The sequence below is a fragment of the Novosphingobium mississippiense genome (assembly GCF_044029535.1).
Lineage (GTDB): Bacteria > Pseudomonadota > Alphaproteobacteria > Sphingomonadales > Sphingomonadaceae > Novosphingobium.
The window spans coordinates 1,462,910-1,480,970 of sequence record NZ_CP147003.1 but is presented as its reverse complement, the minus strand read 5'-3'; the positions used below and the strand labels follow the sequence as shown (position 1 = coordinate 1,480,970).

Annotated in this window: 10 protein-coding genes; 2 read left to right on the top strand and 8 right to left on the bottom strand. The window is 64.7% G+C overall.

From position 1 onward, the window contains the following. Positions 1 to 59: 59 nt before the first annotated feature. Complete coding sequence (locus WBP06_RS24955) at positions 60 to 1,973, bottom strand: rhamnogalacturonan lyase (RefSeq protein ID WP_395335032.1); 1,914 nt, start codon at positions 1,971 to 1,973, stop codon at positions 60 to 62. A 212-nt stretch (positions 1,974 to 2,185) separates the two neighbouring features. On the opposite strand from WBP06_RS24955, the gene WBP06_RS24950 reads away from it, so the two are divergent. Beyond that, positions 2,186 to 5,314 (top strand): TonB-dependent receptor, encoded by a 3,129-nt coding sequence (locus tag WBP06_RS24950; protein WP_395335030.1) that lies wholly within the window; start codon positions 2,186 to 2,188, stop codon positions 5,312 to 5,314. Positions 5,315 to 5,386: 72 nt separating this feature from the next. Here WBP06_RS24950 and WBP06_RS24945 read toward each other — a convergent pair whose 3' ends face one another. The 5 genes from WBP06_RS24945 to WBP06_RS24925 all read right to left on the bottom strand — a co-directional run bounded on the left by WBP06_RS24945 (position 5,387) and on the right by WBP06_RS24925 (position 14,492). Beyond that, positions 5,387 to 6,967 carry a tryptophan halogenase family protein gene (locus tag WBP06_RS24945; protein WP_395335028.1) on the bottom strand — a complete coding sequence of 527 codons (1,581 nt, stop codon included), beginning with the start codon at positions 6,965 to 6,967 and terminating at the stop codon, positions 5,387 to 5,389. Positions 6,968 to 7,028: 61 nt separating this feature from the next. Further along, entirely contained in the window at positions 7,029 to 9,965 is a 2,937-nt protein-coding gene (locus WBP06_RS24940) for a TonB-dependent receptor (RefSeq protein WP_395335026.1), read from the bottom strand. 237 nt (positions 9,966 to 10,202) lie between these two features. Then, complete coding sequence (locus WBP06_RS24935) at positions 10,203 to 10,997, bottom strand: GDSL-type esterase/lipase family protein (protein WP_395335024.1); 795 nt, start codon at positions 10,995 to 10,997, stop codon at positions 10,203 to 10,205. Further along, a complete protein-coding gene (locus WBP06_RS24930; protein WP_395337579.1) occupies positions 10,994 to 11,932 on the bottom strand; it encodes an alpha/beta hydrolase in 939 nt (312 codons plus the stop codon). The genes WBP06_RS24935 and WBP06_RS24930 overlap by 4 nt, the downstream gene beginning before the upstream one ends. A 127-nt stretch (positions 11,933 to 12,059) precedes the next feature. Beyond that, positions 12,060 to 14,492, bottom strand: a complete 2,433-nt coding sequence (locus tag WBP06_RS24925) for a glycoside hydrolase family 3 N-terminal domain-containing protein (RefSeq protein ID WP_395335022.1) — start codon at positions 14,490 to 14,492, stop codon at positions 12,060 to 12,062. A 137-nt stretch (positions 14,493 to 14,629) separates the two neighbouring features. On the opposite strand from WBP06_RS24925, the gene WBP06_RS24920 reads away from it, so the two are divergent. Further along, entirely contained in the window at positions 14,630 to 15,730 is a 1,101-nt protein-coding gene (locus WBP06_RS24920; RefSeq protein WP_395335020.1) for a LacI family DNA-binding transcriptional regulator, read from the top strand. Positions 15,731 to 15,749: 19 nt separating this feature from the next. Here WBP06_RS24920 and WBP06_RS24915 read toward each other — a convergent pair whose 3' ends face one another. Beyond that, positions 15,750 to 16,613: an aldose 1-epimerase gene (locus WBP06_RS24915; protein ID WP_395335018.1), complete on the bottom strand. Its 864-nt coding sequence runs from the start codon at positions 16,611 to 16,613 to the stop codon at positions 15,750 to 15,752. Then, positions 16,610 to 18,013, bottom strand: a complete 1,404-nt coding sequence (locus WBP06_RS24910) for a sugar porter family MFS transporter (RefSeq protein ID WP_395335015.1) — start codon at positions 18,011 to 18,013, stop codon at positions 16,610 to 16,612. Before WBP06_RS24910 ends, WBP06_RS24915 begins: the two co-directional genes overlap by 4 nt. Positions 18,014 to 18,061 lie beyond the last annotated feature (48 nt).

Genomic DNA, 18,061 nt, shown 5'->3' with positions numbered 1-18,061 from the left:
GCCGTCATCCCCGCGAAGGCGGGGATCCCGCTTGTTCATCCTGATTGCGCGCGCCTCCCTCACTTCCCCTTCGGCGGCGGCGCGCCCAGGTAGAAGCCGGTGTGCGGCGGCTGGTTGTAGGCGGTGTTCTGCCATGCCACGCCCGCCCGATAGACCGGATCCTGCATCAGCGTGACGAAGCGATGCGTGGTGGGATAGGGCGTTGTGTAGATGCGCAACTCGCGATTGTCGGCCCGGCGCCAGATCACTTCCTCGCGCCAGTCGCCGATCAGGTCGGCCTGCAGCGCGGGCGTCGCCTTGGTGCCGTTGTTGGAGGCCAGCCCTTCCGGTGAAAGCAGCGGTTCGGCGACGCCGCGCTGCCAGTCCCACTTGGAGATCGTGGTGCCGTCCAGCAGTTCGCGCAGCAGGTCGCCGTCCCACCAGATCGCGAAGTTGGTCTGGCGCGGACGCGGGCCGATCGGCTGGCCCTTGACGTCGAACAGGCGATCCGAATTGGCGGCCCAGAACTCTTCGCCGTAATGGCGCGGGTCGATATCGGCGGACAGGCCGCGCCCGGTGTCTTCCGTGGCGGGTTTCGACCAGAGGACTGCGCCGGTGCGGGCATCCAGCAAGGCGGAGCCAAGGCCGCCGTTCTGGCGGATATCCTCGAACACGCCGAACTTTTCCAGCCCCGGGCGCGCCGGGTCGAGGTCGCCCACATGCATCGTGTCGCCGTGGAACAGCGGGCGGGTCCACAGGCCCTTGCCGTTGTCGTCCACCGCCATCGATCCGTAGATCACCTCGTCCCGGCCGTCGCCATCGACATCGGCGATGGAAAGCTGGTGGTTGCCGCGCCCGGCATAGTCGCCATTGCCGGGGGCGGAGCTGTCGAACAGCCATCGCTCAGTCAGCTTGCCATCGCGCCAGTCCCAGGCGGCGATGGCGGTGCGGGCGTAGTAGCCGCGGCCGAAGACCATGCTGGGCAGGTGCCCGTCGAGATAGGCGACGCCAGCCAGGAAGCGGTCCGAACGGTTGGCATAACCGTCACCCCATGTCGCGGCGAGTTGTTCGGGCGTCGGGTTGCCGCCCGGGTAGCGGGGCGGGTCGTAAGGCGCGGTGGCCAAGGCCTTTCCGGTCAGCCCCTCGAACACGGTGAGGTATTCCGGGCCCTTGACGATGCGGCCCTGCATCGGTGCCACCTTGGTGCCATCGGCCAGCACCTTGGCGCCGGTGCGGTCCTGCTGCGGCACTTCGCCGCCGGTGCTGCGCCAGTCTGCGTTCGGATCGCCGATGACCTTGCCGGCACCGTCAACGGTGCCGTCGCCGGTCTTCATCGCCACTTCGGCGCGGCCATCGCCGTCGAAATCGAACACCAGGAACTGCGTGTAGTGCGCCCCGGCGCGGATGTTGCGGCCAAGGTCGATGCGCCAGAGGCGGGTGCCGTCCAGCCGATAGGCATCGAGGAAGACGTTGCCGGTATAGCCGGTATGGGCATTGTCGTGGCTGTTGGTGGGATCCCACTTGAGCACGATCTCATACTGCCCGTCGCCATCCAGATCGCCCACGCTGGCATCGTTGGCGGTGTAGGAATAGGCCTCGCCCGCAGGCGTCACGCCGTCGGCCGGTGGGGTCAGCGGGATCGAGAGGTAGCCCTTGTCCCACATCATGGCACGCTGCGGGCCGGCACGATCGCCGATGCGTTCCACCATGTAGGCGCTTTGCGCGGTACCCTGGGCATCCACGAAGGCGGTGGCCTCACCCGTCTTTGTCAGGTGGATGGGCTTGCCATCGCGCAGCACGCGGAAGCGGGCGTTCTTGGGATCGCTGGCCAGAAACCGCCAGTTTACCAGCATTCCACCATCCTTCGCGGGCACCACCACCGCACCCCGATCGAGCCGTTCCGCGGCGCTGCGGACGGACGCAGGCGCCGCAATTGCCGCTGTTGAGGAAAACAGCCCCAAGATCAGGGCAAGAGCGCGGATTTGTGCCGCCATTTGGAACATCCTCCTGATTTTGAACCATCGTGGTCCAAATTATAGCATTGCATCCCACATATCGGTTCAATAAGTGTCCGTCTAGAAACTGATTCGATCCGTCACCGGAAAACCGGAATTGCGAGGTCGTCAGGGGATTGAGGGGAAAGGCTATGCAGGCGCTTAACGCTGAAGTTGCGTACAATTTTCACACGAATCGGTTCGAGTCGCGCATGTTGCGCAGCGCTTCGGTGCTGGCATTCGCCGCCGCGCTTACGGTTTCGATGCCGGCCATTGCTCAGACAAATAGCAGCGACAGCGCATCGGCCGCCGATCCCCAGTCCTCGGTTTCCGCCACCGATCAGGCGCCCGACCAGAAGACGGTCGAACGGGCAATCACCACTGCCAACGACATCGTCGTCGTCGGCACCCGCGCCTCGCTGCAATCCGCGATCAACCGCAAGCGTGATGCCAAGACGGTGGTCGATTCCATCGTTGCCGACGACATTGCCAGCTTCCCGGACAAGAACATCGGCGATTCGCTGGCGCGTATCACCGGCGTGCAGCTCAGCCGCGACTTTGGTGAAGGCGTGAAGGTCTCGATCCGCGGCGTGGAGCCGGATCTCAACCGCGTGGAGATCAACGGCGTCAGCCAGGTCAGCGCGCTGGGCGATCGTTCGGGCGACTTCCGCGAACTGGCGACCGAACTGGTCAAGTCGATCGACGTCTACAAGGGCTATGCGGTGGACCTGACCGAAGGCGGCATCGGCGGCACCGTGCGCGTGGAAACGCGCAAGCCGCTGGACCTGCAGAAGGCGATCCTGTCCGCCACCGTCTCCGGCCAGCATCTGGACACCACGGAAACCTGGCGGCCGCGCGTGTCGTTCTTCGCCGGCACGCCACGGTTCCTGATCGACGGTCTGGGCGTGCTGTTCAACGGCACCTATAGCGACGTGAACACGCGGCAGGACTACATCAGCAACACCAACTGGGCCCGCATCGCCGACTTCGACCATTCGACCGAGAAGACCGTCGCCGATCCGCTCTATGCCAATTACGACACGTACGAAAGCTGCGCCGGCGTCGGCGGTGCCTCCACCGCGAAGGCCACCGCCAACCGCCTGGCCTGCGAAACCCAGTTCTTCGACTGGGCGCCCAAGGTGCCGCGCTATCGCAACCTCGTCCGCAACGACAAGCGCATCTCCGGCGACCTGACGCTGCAGTACCAGGTCGCGCCCAATTTCCGCGCTTATGCCAATGTGCAGATCAACAAGCGCAACCAGACGCTGCAGGACACCAACTATTCGGTCGACCTGGGCACCATCCAGCGCTTCAACCTCGATCCGCAGCTGGCGGCGGGCGCCGGCGGCGGCACGTCGCGCCAGCAGGTGGCGCTGGGCACCTCGACGGTGAATGCCAACCACGTCGTCACCGGCCTGACCACCGCGCTCAATGCCGTGAACCTGGGCACCGCCGCCGTACCCAACTGGGGCGGCGCAGCCAACATCATCGGCGTGCAGCGTCGTGACTTCAGCTACGATCAGGAGTCCAAGTATTTCTCCGGCGGGTTCCGCTGGGATCTCAATCGCCTGCATATCGATTTCATGGGATCGCACGCCAAGGCACATACCGATTCCCAGACCAACCTGATCTCGCTGGGCACCAGCGTTGCCGGTATCACCATCGATCGCAACAACGCGCAGGGCATTCCGGTCTTCCAGTTCCCGTCGGACTTCGACCCCGCCGATCCCAACGTCTATGCCGATGCCACCCGCACCGGCGCCAATGGGCAGGTGTTGCCGATCTACGGACCCTCGATCCAGTATCGCCCGGCCGAATACAACAATACCGAAGACCAGCTGAAGTTCGATGCGGACTGGGAAATCGACCACCCCATCGTCAGCAAGATCGAGTTCGGCGCGCAGGCGCGCAAGCAGAAGTTCCTGAACTATCTGGGCGGCGGCTCGATGCTGATCGATCCGGCGACATTGACCTACCAGTCCAGCGCGAATGTTTCCTACACCACGCAGATCCAGAACAATCCCGCGGTCGCCCGCAACGGCAACACCTATTACATCACGCCCGCGCAATATGCCTCGCTGATCTCGTCGCTGGGCGGGGTGACCGGCGGCGCGCCGCTCTATACCGGGCTGAAGAATGCGCCTTCCGGCATCCCCAGCCGACTGGCCTATCCCAACTTCAATTCCGATATCCTGTCGCAGATCTACGACCTGTCGGGCTTCGATCACGACCTTGTGCGCTCTGCCGACGGCTATCCGCAGATCCCGAACGCCAAGATCGACGAGACGGTGCTGGCCGGCTACGCGATGCTGGACATCGACACCCAGATCTTCGGCATGAACCTGACCGGCAACGCCGGCCTTCGCTGGACGCACACCAAGGATACCGGCCTTGGCACCAATACCAGCCGGGTCACGCGGTTCAACGCCACGGGCGGCACCGAAACGGTGGTGCTGGCGGCACAGCAGGCGCAGATTTCCAACAGCTACACGGACTTCCTGCCGGCCTTCAACGCCAACCTGGAACTGCAGCGCAATCTCTATCTGCGCGCCAACTATGCCAAGAACCTGGCCCGGCCGAAGCCGACCGACCTGGTGCCGAACATCAACTGCGTGGATGATCAGACGATCTCCAGCGCCGACGATGTCTGCACCGCCGGCAATCCGGACCTGAAGCCCTACCGCGCGGACCAGTGGGAAGTGAACCTGGCCTGGTATCCCAATCCGGACACGATGCTGAGCCTGGGCTACTACAAGAAGTACGAATCCAGCTTCGTCATCGGCAATGTCGTGCGCAGCGGCGTGGACCTGTTCCACGACGGTATCACCTACACCGTCCGCCAGCCAGTGAACGGCCAGGGTGCCCTGCTCGACGGCGTGGAAGCCAGCGCGCAGACCGCGTTCACCTTCCTGCCCAAGCCGCTGGACGGTTTCGGCGCATCGGCCAACTTCACCTATGCCCGCGCCCTCCGCACCAATCTGACCAACGGCGCGACGAACCAGGAGTTGAAGGAATATCCCGGCCTTTCAACCTACACCTGGAACGCCAGCGTCTTCTACGACAAGGGCTTCCTGAACGCGCGCCTCAGCTACAACTACCGTTCGAAGTGGCTGGATGTGGTCAGCGACGCCACCAACGGCAACAATCCGATCTACCGCAAGGGCGAGGGCTATCTCGACGGCAAGATCACCCTGCGCTTCCCCGAGTATCACTTCGACGTCTTCTTCGAGATGCTGAACATCAACAAGGAATACTCGAAGACCTACATCAACAAGGACATGCCGGTGGAACTCTACTACCCCGGCCAGCGCATCTTCGTGGGCATTCAGGCGAAGCTCTGAGCCAGGCAAAAGGAGGGCGGTCGAACGAGGTTCGACCGCCCTTTTCGTTTCGATAATCGAAGTGGCGTGGTTTTACGCCTTCACGCCGGCAAAGGCGCGGATGGTCGATCCCTGGCTGCCGCCCAGCATCTGGTGCAGAAGTGTGCGGTTGTCCGGCAGATTTTCCACCGCATATGTGCTCTGTCGCCGCACTTGCTCAAACGCCTGGCGCGCCTCGGGGCGAAGCCGCATGATGCCGGCCTTGGCCGAAATGTCCGTCTTCCAGCCCATGCCGTACAGCACGCACTGCCAGCTGGTGGCCGGGAAGATGTCGATATTGGGGTTGAAGTCCTTCTCGTTCGGCGGGCGATGGCGCCACCGATCCAGCAGTTCCAGCAGGCTGTCGGGGATCGTCTCCGCCCGTACGTTGTCGATCCAGAAATCGGTGTCCGTCCGTTTGGTCAGGCTGTAGTGCATCTTCAGGAAGTCGCGCGCCCGTTCGTACCGCTCCAGCATCACCGCGTTGAATTGGCGGGCAGAGGTTTCGTAATCTCCCGCCCACGGAAACAGGTTGGCGATGGCGCCGGCGGCGATTTCGGAAAAGACGATGCCGGTTGCTTCCAGCGGCTCGAAAAATCCGCTGGAAAGGCCCACGGCCACGCAGTTCTTGTACCAGTTCACTTCGCGGTAGCCGGCATTGAACTGCAACCGGCGCGTCGTCGCCGTTTCGCCCTGCGCGCCCAGATAGCGACGCAAGGTGCGCTCCGCCTCTTCGGCATCGCAATGGGCGGATGAATAGACGTAACCCGTCCCGCGGCGGGTCTGCAGACCGATATCCCAGATCCAGCCCGCGTCGCGCGCGGTGGAGAGGGTGCAGGACTGGATCGGCGTTTCCGGTGCATCGTACGGAACCTGCGCGGCAATGGCGCTGTCGCAGAACAGCACGTCCGTGCAGCTCTTCCATTTCTGCCCCAGTGCCTTGCCGATCAGCTCGGCACGAAAACCGGTACAGTCGATGTAGAGATCCGCGTCCAATACGCCGTTGTTCTGCGTACGGACGCCGGCAATCGCGCCGTCTTCGGTGCAGAGAACCTCCTGCACCGTATCGGCTATGTGCATGACGCCGTTGGCGACGCTCTGATCGCGAAGCAATTCCGCAAGTGCGCCGGCATCAAAATGGAAGGCGTAGTTCATGACGCCGGCATATTCGGGATGCGTCGCCAGCTTCGGTCCGCGCAGGGCATCGACGATACGCTTTTGCGGGGTGCTGGCTTCATCCCAGGGCAGGTCGCCTGCTTCGCCCAGCAGCCAGTACGGCAGGTATTCCGGCCCGCCGCTGCGGTCGTCCGCCTCCTGGAAGCCGTGCAGGTAATTGTCGGGACCGCCATGCCCGGCCGGGTGCAGCCAGTCGACGAATTTCACACCCTGCTTGAACGTCGCCTCGCACCGGCGGAGCAGCTCCTTTTCGGGAACGCCGATCCGTTCCAGCGTCCGGCGGATCGTGGGGAAGGTCCCTTCGCCGACGCCGATAATGCCGATTTCGGGAGATTCGACCAGGGTCACGCTGGCCCCGCCGGGCAGGTCGGCGCCCAGCATCTTGGCAAGATAGCCTGCCGTCAGCCAGCCGGCCGTGCCGCCGCCCACCACGAGAACCCGCTTCGCCTTGGCATCCATCGTGCCGCCCTCTTCCCAATGTAGATCGGGCGGACCATTTGGCCCGCCCGATGTGTGTTTATCAGAATGTGACGTTGAGGCCCATTCGGTAACGACGATCGCTCTGGAACCAGCTGCGCCCGTAGAGGGTGCCGCCGGGGTTGCCGCCCATCAGCGTCTTCTGCGTCGCGTTCAGGATGTTCTGCGCCTGAAGCTGGACGTTGAGATGCTCGTTGACACGCAAGGTCAGACCCGCGTCCAGGGTGCCGTAGCTGGCGCCATAGACCGGCAGGTTGGTGGCAATGCTGGTGCCGACACCGTTCGCGTCATAGTAGGTGTAGGTATTGTTCGTGCCGCTGGCCGTGGTCGACTGCAGGTACTTCGAACGCCAGCTATAGGCGATGCGCAGCGAGAACGGATCCTTTTCGTAAAGGAACGCGGCGTTCAGGTTGTGCTTCGAAAGACCCTTCAGCGGCACGTCGTTACGCTTCACGCCGTCGATGTCGAAGTACAGGTCGCCCGGGTTCTTGCTGTCGATGAAGGTGTAGTTCGCCTCCACGCCGATCCCGGCCAACCAGCCCGGAAGCTGATCGAAGAACGTACGGCCGCCGAGTTCGACACCCTTGACCGTCGCAGTCTGGTCCGACGTGTGCGCATCGTTGGTGGTCGCCAGGCCCTGTTCCGAGGTGCCATCCGCGAACTGGACGGTAATCTCGCGCTGCGCGGCACCGAAGACGACGAGGTCCTTGATCCGCTTGTAGAAGCCGGCGACGTGCAGGGTCGTGCCGGGCTTGGGATACCACTCGACCGAAAGGTCGAAGTTGTTCGACATCGTCGGCTTGAGCGTCGGATCGCCACTGGTGGTGGTGTAGTTGGCGAACGTATCGGGCGCGCCGTTTCCGCCAGAGCCGGAAAGGGTGTTCACGCCCAGCGTACCCGATGCACGAAGGTCGTAGAACGACGCGTTGTCCATCGTGATGTTATAGGCGGCACGGACCTGCAACGTATTGATCGGCGAATACGTCAGGTTAACGGCTGGCAGGACGCGCGTATATTCTGCGCCGTCGTCACGGATTTCGGCGGTGTTGGCCAAAGTGTAGACCTGACCATCGCGCGTGAACTGGGTTGACGTCTGCTGGAAATAGCCGGTGCTGGCGTTCTTGATGTTCACGACGCGCACGCCGGCGTTACCGGTCAGCGAGGATTCGCCCCAGTTCGTGCCGAAGTTGACCATGGCGTAACCGGCCAGGTTCTTGGTGGTGTAATCGGTCTGGTCGCCCGGCAGGATGTAGCCCGGCGTACGGCCCGGCGAACCGCCGTAGAGATCGAAGAAGCCCTGAACGCTCGTGTTCTGGATGAAGTCCTGCGCCGGGAAGTATTGGGTTCCCGGAAGCTGGACATCGCCGCGGAAGAAGTTCTTGAAGACGTGCTTCTCGTAATCGCCCGGACGACCATCGGCGAAGGAAACGACCGGAGAACCGTTCCAGCCCTGGCCCAGCGCGGACCATGCATAGCCGTTGTCCAGATCGCGTTCGGTGCGCTTCGACCAGCGACCGCCGACCTTCAGCGACTTGAAGAAGCCTTCGCCGACATCCCAGGTCAGGTCGCCCTGGGCGGAATCCATCTTGCCGGAATTGTCGTTGTTATGCGGCATCACCGCCTGCCAGGCGTAGTTGGCAGGGTCGAGCAGGGCGGCCTGGGTGCCGGCCGGCACCGAAATCTGGGGCAGGCTGCCGCTCAGATCGAGACCGTAGCTGGTCGGGAAGTTGACGGTGCGGAATACCGAGATGCGATCGACCGAGGCGGTCGACTTGGTGTGCTGGTAGGAGGCATTGAACGTGATCGGCAGGTTCGTGGGCTTCCAGCTCAACGATCCCGAGATATCCTCGGTCTTGTTCTTGCCTTCCCAGAACGCCGAGGTGCCGCCGCTCGAAATCGGTGCTTCGCTGGCCAGGCCGGTCGCGGGATCGCGCTGGAACACCGCCGGCGACGAGATCAGGCCACCGTTGTCGTCGAACACGCTCTGCGAGGGGTCGACGGCAAGGTTCTGCGACGTGACGAACGAGCCATATTCGGTATCGGTGTTGCTGTACTTCGACTGGAAGTAGATACCGGTCAGCGTCAGTTCGGGCGTGGGCGCCCACTGAACGGCGCCGTAGATGCCGTCGCGCTTACGCTGGTAGTTTTCTTCGCCGTAGGTGTAGCCGCCCGGGATGAAATAGTCATTGCCCTGGATGTTCGTGCGGTAGAACTCTTCCATGCGCACGAACTGCGACTTGGTCGACAACTGGCTGTGCGCGTAGTCGAAGACGAAGCCGAGGTCGCCGATACCGGTGTTGAACTTGCCGGCAACCAGTCCCGAAGCGGAATAGTCGGTCTTCTGCGAAAGATCGCCCATGCTGAGGTCAGCACTGCCGGCGAAGTGCAGGCCGTAGCCATAGTCGAACGGCAGCTTGGTGCGCAGATCGACCGAGCCGCCGGTGCCGCCTTCGATCTGGTCTGCGGTGGACGACTTGTAGACGTCGACAGCCTGCATCAGTTCGGGGGTGACATCGCTGAACTGCAGCGAACGGCCGCCGTTGGCGCTGAAGATGTCGCGACCGTTGAGGCGCGAGGCCACGCCGGACAGGCCGCGCAGCTGGATGCCCGAACCCTCGGCCGAGAAGTGGTCAGGGTCGTTCAGCGACTGGAAGCGGACGATGGTAACGCCCGGAACGCGCTGGAGAACTTCGGTGATCGAGTTGTCGGGCAGCTTGCCCGCATCGTCGGCCACGACGGAATCGACGATGGAGATCGCATTCTTCTTGCGATCATCGGCCGATTGCATGGCGGCGCGGCGGCCGGTGACGACGATGGCATCCGATTCGGCAGCAGTCGGTGCCTGTGCGGCCTCATCCTGCGCCCATGCTGCGCCCGGTACTGCGCAGGCGATCAGCGCAGTTGCGGAAACGCCCAGGCCCAAGGCGCTGCGGCTGTCGAGGGTCGCGATGCCGCGACGAATCTGTGTGAAAAACGCCATTCTGTGTCCCCTCCGGTCCCACGTGATATTGCGCTGCAACAATATGATAGCGCTATCACTTCACATTACACTCAGGCTGCGGCGATTCTTTATGGCAGTAGCCGTGCCTGTATCCCTGCCACCTATCATCGGAGTAATAGTGGCGCAACATGCTATTTGTTGACCGCTAACATCTCGCGATAAACTGTGACGATTTTGCGTCACTATGTCCGTCGAAGCTGCAGCAATGGCCGCAAATCAGCGGTTTTTGACGCCCAATGCCCGTTGGATTGCGGCTGCCGCAATCGGGGCCATGCGCGCGTATCCGGCGGCTAGCGGATGAACGCCGTCCTGCGTCAATGACGGGTCCATCAACCCGTCCGCGCCGGCCAGCGCGGGATAGTAATTCGCGAAAGCATAGCCGTGCGCCTTGGCGAGGGCTTCCAGCCGGACGTTGATTCGCCGCAGTTCGTCGGGCTTGCGTTCCTTGACCACGTACTCGGCGCTGGGCGTGTTCGTCACCGGCAGGATCGAACAGAGCACCACGCGGATGCCGTGGCGTTCGGCGATATCGGCCATCGCCTCGATATTCGAAACGATGCCGTCTTCGTTTTCCATTTGCAGGAAGCCGGAAACGTCGTTGACACCGCCCAGGATCACCACGGCGCGCGGTTTCAGGGCGACGACGTCCTGTTGGAAACGCACCAGCATCTGCGCCGTCACCTGGCTGCCGATGCCGCGATTCACATAAGGTTTGCCCGGGAAGTAGTGCGACAGGTCCCACAGATCGGTGATCGAATCGCCCAGGAAGACGACGCGCTGCTCGTTCCGCGCGGGAACGGGCAACGCGGCGTTGGCGGGCGCATAGAGATAACGCTCACCGAAATCCTGCATCATCGAGGGGACCAGCTTCTCGCGAAATGGCCCCGCCCACGGCCCCCAATCGCGCGTGTCCTGTACCGTGCGGCGTTCGGGACTGGACTGGAAGTGCTGTGGCTCACCCGCGCCGATCAGCAGGGCGGCGGCGGGCAGCAGCAGGGCCCAATTCTTCACGCCGAAAACACTCCGTGGCGCTTGCCGTAGGCGTGGAACAGGTCGGGCCAGGCATGGGCAGGAACACTGTCCGGCAGGCGCGCGCCGAAGCCGTGGCCGCCCTTGTCGAAGCCGTGGAATTCCACCGGCCGTTCCTTCGCCAGCATCGCGGTATACATGGCGATGCTGTTGCCGATCGGCACAAGGCCGTCGTCGCTGGAGGCGGTGAGGAACACGGGCGGCGTGTCGGCGGTGACGCGGTTCTCTACCGAACCTGCCTGCCGCAGCGCGTCGCCGGCGCCTTCGCCCAGCAGGTTGTCGCGCGATCCGCCGTGGGTGAAGGGCTGCGACAGGCTGACCACCGGATAGATCAGGCCGGCAAGGTCGGGCCGGGCCGAGACGGCGTCGGCCTTGTCGACGGGTTTGTAGACCTTCTCGTCAAACCGTGTGGCGATCGATCCGGCAAGATGGCCGCCCGCCGAAAAGCCCAGCACGGCGATCCGCTTGGGATCGATCCCGAACTCGGCCGCGCGCGAACGGACGAGGCGCACGGCGCGCTGCGCGTCCTGCAGCGGCACCGTCTCGCGATTGGCCCAGCCTTCGCCCGGCAGGCGATAGGAAAGGATGAAGCAGGTGACGCCGCGCGCTGTCAGCCAGCGGGCCTGTTCCTCGCCCTCGTTATCCCATGCCAGGAAGCCATAGCCGCCGCCCGGCAGCAGGATGACGGCCGATCCGTCGCGATAGGCGGGCTGGCGCATTTCCAGGCTGGGCGCGGCGATGCCGGTGACCCAGCGATCGTCGAAGGCGGCGTCCTTGCTCTGCTGCTGCATCTTGCCGACCGGCAGCTTCGCGGGCGCGCCCGGCGCCTTGCCGGGCCAGAGCGGGATCGAGGGGCCGGAATAGGTGATTGCCGTCGGCCCGGCCATGGCCTTGCCCGAAGAAATCGCGGCAGCCATTCCGGCAGCGGCGATGCCGCCCAGCAGGGCGCGACGCGAAGTGGAGGTATTGTCGCTCACAGCGGCTGTTCCTTGTTACTCAGGCCAATTACTGAGGCCAATTACTGGGGCCAATGACTCGGGCCAATTATTCAGGACACACCGTGCCGGCCGGATCGGTGGCTAGGCGCATGTCGGAAATGGTGATGGTGAACGGCGCGTCGGCGGCCAGCGTGAAGGGCTGGCTGATGCCGCCAAGGTAGGTGCCGTGGTCGGCAAAGCACTTCAGCGGAATGCGCAGCGACGCCCACTTGCCGGGCTGCGCCACTGCCTTGTCGATCCGCACCGCGCCCGAACCGAGCGCCAGCGTCACCGGGCCGGTGGCGGCCTTGTCCACGCGGTAGACCACTTCCACGTTCATGTCGGCATTCGCCTCCCGCTCCAGCGTCAGGTTGGGGCCGAGGATCGAGGCCTTGCCGGTGCCGGAGAACGCCAGCTGGATCGCGCCTTCCTGACGGCTGGCGCTGTCCACCAGCTTCTGCGCGACCGCGGGGCCGGCTTCCAGACGGAACGGCTCGGCGACGATGCCCGCCGCCACGAACACGCTGGAGTTGAAGGCGCTGGCGTCGATGCCCGCTTCCTCGCTCTGCGTGCCGAGGTGGCCGCCCTTGGCATACGTCAGGCCATAGCCCAGCGGGAACAGCGGGTCGTAGCCGGGCTGGCCCTTGTTCAGCGTGAACTGCGCGGCGGTCTTCGGCCAGGAGAAGGAGAGGGTGCCGTGGAAGTCGGTCTTGCCGCCGACCAGCACGTCGGCCACGCCATTGCCTTCCGAACCCGGGAACCACGCGGCGACGAAGGCGTCGGAGGCGTTGAGTTCCGGATTGACCCAGAGCGGACGGCCGGAAAGGAAGACAGCGACGGTGGGAATGCCCGCCGCCTTCAGCTTCTTCAGCAGCGCGAGGGATTTCTTGTTGCTCGGCTGGAATTCCAGCGTGCGGATATCGCCGCGCAGCTCCGCGTAAGGCTCTTCCCCGAAGACGACGATGGCGACGTCCGGCTTGGTGGCGAAGCTGCCATCGGGCGAGAGCACGGCCTTGCCGCCGCCCGCCTTCAGCGCATCGGCAATGCCCGCGTAGATGGACGTGGCGCCGGGGAAATCGGCATTGGTGTTGCCGTCACCCTGCCATGACAGCGTCCAGCCGCCGGACTGGCGGCCGATATCGTCCGCCGCATCACCGGCCACCAGCACCGTGGCGCTGGTCTTGATCGGCAGCACGCCTTCGTTCTTCAGCAGGACAAGGCTTTCGCGCACGGCCTGGCGGGCCACGGCGCGATGCGCGGCAGAGCCCATTTCCTGCGGCTTGCCCTCGAACGGGCGAGCTGGATCGAACAGGCCCAGCTTCATCTTCACGCGCAGGATGCGGCGCACGGCATCGTCGATGCGGCTCATCGGGATGGTGCCGGCCTTGGCGGCGGCCAGCGTCGAATCGAACAGGCCCTTCCAGCTGTCGGGCGCCATCGCCATGTCGAGGCCGGCGTTGAACGTCGCCGGGCAATTGGTGTTGGTGCAGCTCGGGATCTGGCCGTGGCCGTTCCAGTCCCCCACCACGAACCCGTCGAAGCCCATGCGGCCCTTCAGCACATCGGTCAGCAGCGCCTTGTTGCCGTGCATCTTGGTGCCGTTCCAGCTGGAGAACGAGGCCATGACCGTCATCGTCCCGGCATTGACCGCGGGCGGGTAGCCGGCATCGTGGATGCGGATCAGCGTATCCTCGTCCACGCGGGTGTCGCCCTGGTCGATGCCGTCATGCGTGCCGCCGTCGCCCAGGAAGTGCTTGACGCTTGCAGCGACGCGGCCGGCCTGCACCGTGGTCTGTGTGCCGGGCGCGCCCTGCAGGCCTTCGACCATCGGGCCGGCATAGGCAGCCACCACAGCCGGATCTTCCGAATAGCCTTCGTAAGCGCGGCCCCAGCGATCGTCCTGCGGCACGGCGAGAGTCGGGCCGAACGCCCAGTCGATGCCGGATGCGGCGGTTTCGGCGGCGGTGGCCTTGCCGATCTCGCGCATCAGCGCCGGATCGTGCATCGCGCCCAGCGCGCTGTTGTGCGGGAACAGCGTGGCGCCGACGACATTGCTGTTGCCGTGCACGGCATCGATGCCGAACATGATCGGGATCGGCTCATGCCCGGGGCGCTTTTCCAGCGCGACGGCGTTGAACGCGCGCGAGGTGGCCACCCAGGCCGAGGCGGGCGAACGATCCGGCGCCCCGATCGGCGGCGAATTGCCGCCGGCGAGGATCGAGCCGAGCGGGTATTCCTTCAGGTCATCCGGCTTTATCGAGGCAGTATCGGCCTGGATCATCTGGCCCACCTTTTCGCGCAGGCTCATCCGCGCGAGGATCGCGGTGATCTTCGCTTCGGTCCTGGCGTCGACAAGGCCCGGGCTTTTTGCAGCGGGCCAGCGTTCGGGATGGACGGGGGTAGGGGCGGGGATGGTGTGCGGCGCCTCCGCCTGTGCAAGGGCCACCGTGGCGCAGGAAGCCAGGGCAACGGTCTGCAATACGCGGTGAATACGCCTCATTTCATCCTCGTCATTTTCCCAATCGCCGGTGTCTAGGCGATCGAAAATGATTGCGCTACCACAAAGCGATCACGGAGATGGGGGACTGTGCACAACCATGCGCTTTCCACCGGCTGCAGAAATGCTAGAGAAACACCATGTCCGACAGTGAGCGCAAACGCCGCAGCGCGAAATCCCGCCAGACCGGGGCCCCGACGATCGCCGATGTGGCCGCGCTTGCGGGGGTATCGATGATGACCGTATCGCGCGTCATCAATTCCGAGCCGAAAGTGCGGCAGGCCACCCGCGATGCAGTGAATGCCGCCATCGTGCAGCTGAACTATGCGCCGAACCGCGCCGCGCGCAGCTTGGCCGGGGCGTCGCAACTGCGGCTGGGGTTGCTCTATTCGAACCCATCCGAAGCCTTCCTCAGCGCCTTCATCGTCGGCAGTCTGGAGGAAGCCGGGCGCTCGGACGTCCAACTGATCGTCCAGAAACTGGAAGACGGGGAAGATCTTGCCCTTGCCGCCGAACGCATGGTGGCTGGCGGCATTCACGGCGTGATCCTGCCGCCGCCGCTGAACGAGGCGGTGGAAGTGCTGTCGGTGCTGCGTCAGGCGCAGATGCCGACGGTCGCGGTGACGACCGCCAAGCCGCATGAGGGCATCGCCACGATCATGATCGACGATCGCAGCGCCGCGCGCGAGATGACGGCGCACCTGATCGACCTGGGGCATCGCCGCATCGGCTTCATCGTCGGCCATCCCGATCTTTCGGCCAGCGGCGCGCGGCTGGAAGGCTATCGAGAGGCGCTGGACGAAGCCGGCATTGGTTTCGATGACGCGTTGGTGGCGCAGGGCTATTTCACCTATCGCTCCGGCCTGGATGCGGCGGAGGAACTGCTGTCGCTGGAAGACCAACCCTCGGCGATCTTTGCCAGCAACGACGACATGGCCGCCGCCACCGTCGCCATCGCCCACCGGCGCGGGCTGGACGTTCCGGGTGACTTGACCGTCTGCGGGTTCGACGATGTGGCGTTGGCGACCACGATCTGGCCGGAACTGACGACCATTCAGCAGCCCATCGTCGAGATGAGCCGCCGCGCTGTCGAGCTGTTGGTCACGATGCTGCGCAACAAGCGGCAGAACGAGATCGGCGATCAGCGGATCGAAATTGATTACAAGCTGGTGCGCCGCCAGTCCGACGCTGCGCCCCGGCGCCGCCCGGTGGGGCGCCCGCCGGTTCCGAACGGCAACTGAGGGCGGAGCCGCGCGCCGATCAGGCGCTGCGGATGCGCATCGTCACGGTCAGCGTTTCACCCGGCGCCAGTGGGGCCGGTGCCTCGCGATTGACCGCATCGGGCATCGTGCTCTGCGGTTCAGCGCAGAAGAAATCCTGCCCCGACGGCACATAGAAGTGCAGGAACGGCGTGTCGTCCCCTTCGACCAGCACGTCGCCATCTTCGCGCTGGATGCGCAGCTGTCCGTTCCAGCCGGCATAGCAGTGGTCGACAAGGTCGGGGCGTTCCAGCCCGGCGCCCTGGCTCCAGTCGCCCAGGGTGTCGGCGGTGGCACGCACGGTCGGCAACATATCGCTATCGGCCAGCCATACGGCCTTGGCGGCAAAGGCCACGCCGGTCACGCCGTCGCGCGTGAACCAGGGGTGGAAGCCAAGGCCTGCGGGCATTGCCGCGCTGTCGGTGTTGGTCAGTTCCAGCCGTGCTTCAAGGCCATCGGCGGTGAGCCGGAAATGCTGGCGCAGCGTGAAGGCCCAGTTCCAGTCCGGCCCGGCCGCATGGTGGTGGATCAGCGTGGCGGAGTTCGCCTCCTGCGTTTCCACCGACCATTCGCCTAGCCATGCGGTGCCGTGCAGCGGATGCTTCTGGCCGGGGGCATTGGGCGCCAGCGCGTGGGATGTGCCGTCCCACGTGAAGCGCCCATGGGCGATGCGGTTGGCATAGGGGGCAAGCGGGAAGCAGGCGCTGTCGAAAGGCGCATCGGCGCCTTCCGGCATCCGCCGCAGGATGTCCGCGCCGCGCCGGGTCAGCGTGCGGATCATGCCGCCGCGCTGCGGATCGAGGCCAAGGCGCCAGTCGCCGGCGGCAAGGATCATCCCGCTGTTGCTTCCCGTCGCGTCGCTCATCCCTGCATGTCTTCCAGTTCGCGGCCGCGCGTTTCGGTCACGGTGGCGCGGACGAAGAAGAACGAGACCGCGGCGGCCACGGCATAGAGCACGTAAGTCACCGCAAGGCCGGGACGTTCGGACATGCTGGGGAAGCTGACCGAGATCGCGGCATTGGCGATCCACTGCGCGAACCCGGCGACGGCCAGTGCGGAACCGCGGATCTGGTTGGGGAACATCTCACCCAGCATGACCCACATGACCGGACCCCAGCTCATGTTGAAGAACACGACATAGGCATTGGCCGAAATCAGCGCGATCAGGCCCGAATGACCGGGCAGCGTCAGCGCGCCGTCCGCACCGGCGACGGCGGTGGAGAAGGCCCAGGCGACCAGCCCCAGCGTCACCGCCATGCCCGCCGAACCGATCAGCAGCAGTGGCTTGCGGCCGATCCTGTCGATCAGGGCGATGGCGGCAAGGCAGGCGCCGATCGACAGCGCACCCGACAGGATGTTGATCTGCAGCGCATTGTCTTCGGTGAAGCCAACCGCCTGCCACAGCGTGGCGCCGTAGTAGAACACCACGTTGATGCCGACGAGCTGCTGGAACACGGCGATGCCGATGCCCACCCACAGGATCGGGCGGATCTTGCCGGTGGTCTTGTCGACCAGGTCGGACAGGCGCGGGCGGTGATGGTCGGCGGCGAGCGACGCGTTGATTTCCGCCACCTTGCGGGTGGCTTCGGCACTGCCGAACAGGCGGGTGAGCACGGCGTGCGCCTCATCCTTGCGGCCGCGCGCGACGAGGTAGCGCGGGCTTTCCGGGATCGAGAGCAGGGCGATCAGGTAGATCGCGGCGGGAATGGCCTGCAGCCAGAACATCCAGCGCCATGCCGGGAAGCCCAGCCAGAGGTTCGCGGTGGAACCGCCGGCCCAGCGCGCCAGCACGAAGTTGGCGACAAAGGCACCGGTCAGGCCGGTGATGATCATCACCTGTTGCACGCTGGAAAGCCGCCCGCGCAAGTTCGCCGGGGTCATTTCCGAGATGTAGACGGGCGAGGTGACGCTGGCCGCGCCCACGCCAAGGCCGCCGATGATGCGCGCGAAAATGAAGATTTCCGACGATCCGGCAGCGCCCGCCAGCAGGGCGGAGATCAGGAACAGGACTGCGGCCAGCATCATCGTGCCACGGCGGCCGATCAGGTCAGACAGGCGGCCGGCGATGAAGGCACCGATCGACGAGCCGACGAGAATTGCGCCCACATTGACGCCGATGCCCAGGCGGCCCAGCGCGAAGGCGGCCTCAAGCCCCTTCTGCGTGCCGTTGATGACGCCGGAGTCATAGCCGAACATGAAGCCGCCGATGGTCGCCACGGCAACGACCAGCGCGATGAGGCGCTTGTTGATATCGATCCTGTCCATCAGGATATCCTTTCCCGGCGGGCCGGCCGATCTTTCTGTCTGGCCGGG

Excerpts from the sequence above, each read along its gene's own strand:
- WBP06_RS24955 (WP_395335032.1), bottom strand. The coding sequence starts at position 1,973 with ATGGCGGCACAAATCCGCGCTCTTGCCCTGATCTTGGGGCTGTTTTCC.
- WBP06_RS24950 (WP_395335030.1), top strand. The coding sequence starts at position 2,186 with ATGTTGCGCAGCGCTTCGGTGCTGGCATTCGCCGCCGCGCTTACGGTT.
- WBP06_RS24945 (WP_395335028.1), bottom strand. The coding sequence starts at position 6,967 with ATGGATGCCAAGGCGAAGCGGGTTCTCGTGGTGGGCGGCGGCACGGCC.
- WBP06_RS24940 (WP_395335026.1), bottom strand. The coding sequence starts at position 9,965 with ATGGCGTTTTTCACACAGATTCGTCGCGGCATCGCGACCCTCGACAGC.
- WBP06_RS24930 (WP_395337579.1), bottom strand. The coding sequence starts at position 11,932 with ATGGCTGCCGCGATTTCTTCGGGCAAGGCCATGGCCGGGCCGACGGCA.
- WBP06_RS24925 (WP_395335022.1), bottom strand. The coding sequence starts at position 14,492 with ATGAGGCGTATTCACCGCGTATTGCAGACCGTTGCCCTGGCTTCCTGC.
- WBP06_RS24920 (WP_395335020.1), top strand. The coding sequence starts at position 14,630 with ATGTCCGACAGTGAGCGCAAACGCCGCAGCGCGAAATCCCGCCAGACC.
- WBP06_RS24915 (WP_395335018.1), bottom strand. The coding sequence starts at position 16,613 with ATGAGCGACGCGACGGGAAGCAACAGCGGGATGATCCTTGCCGCCGGC.
- WBP06_RS24910 (WP_395335015.1), bottom strand. The coding sequence starts at position 18,013 with ATGGACAGGATCGATATCAACAAGCGCCTCATCGCGCTGGTCGTTGCC.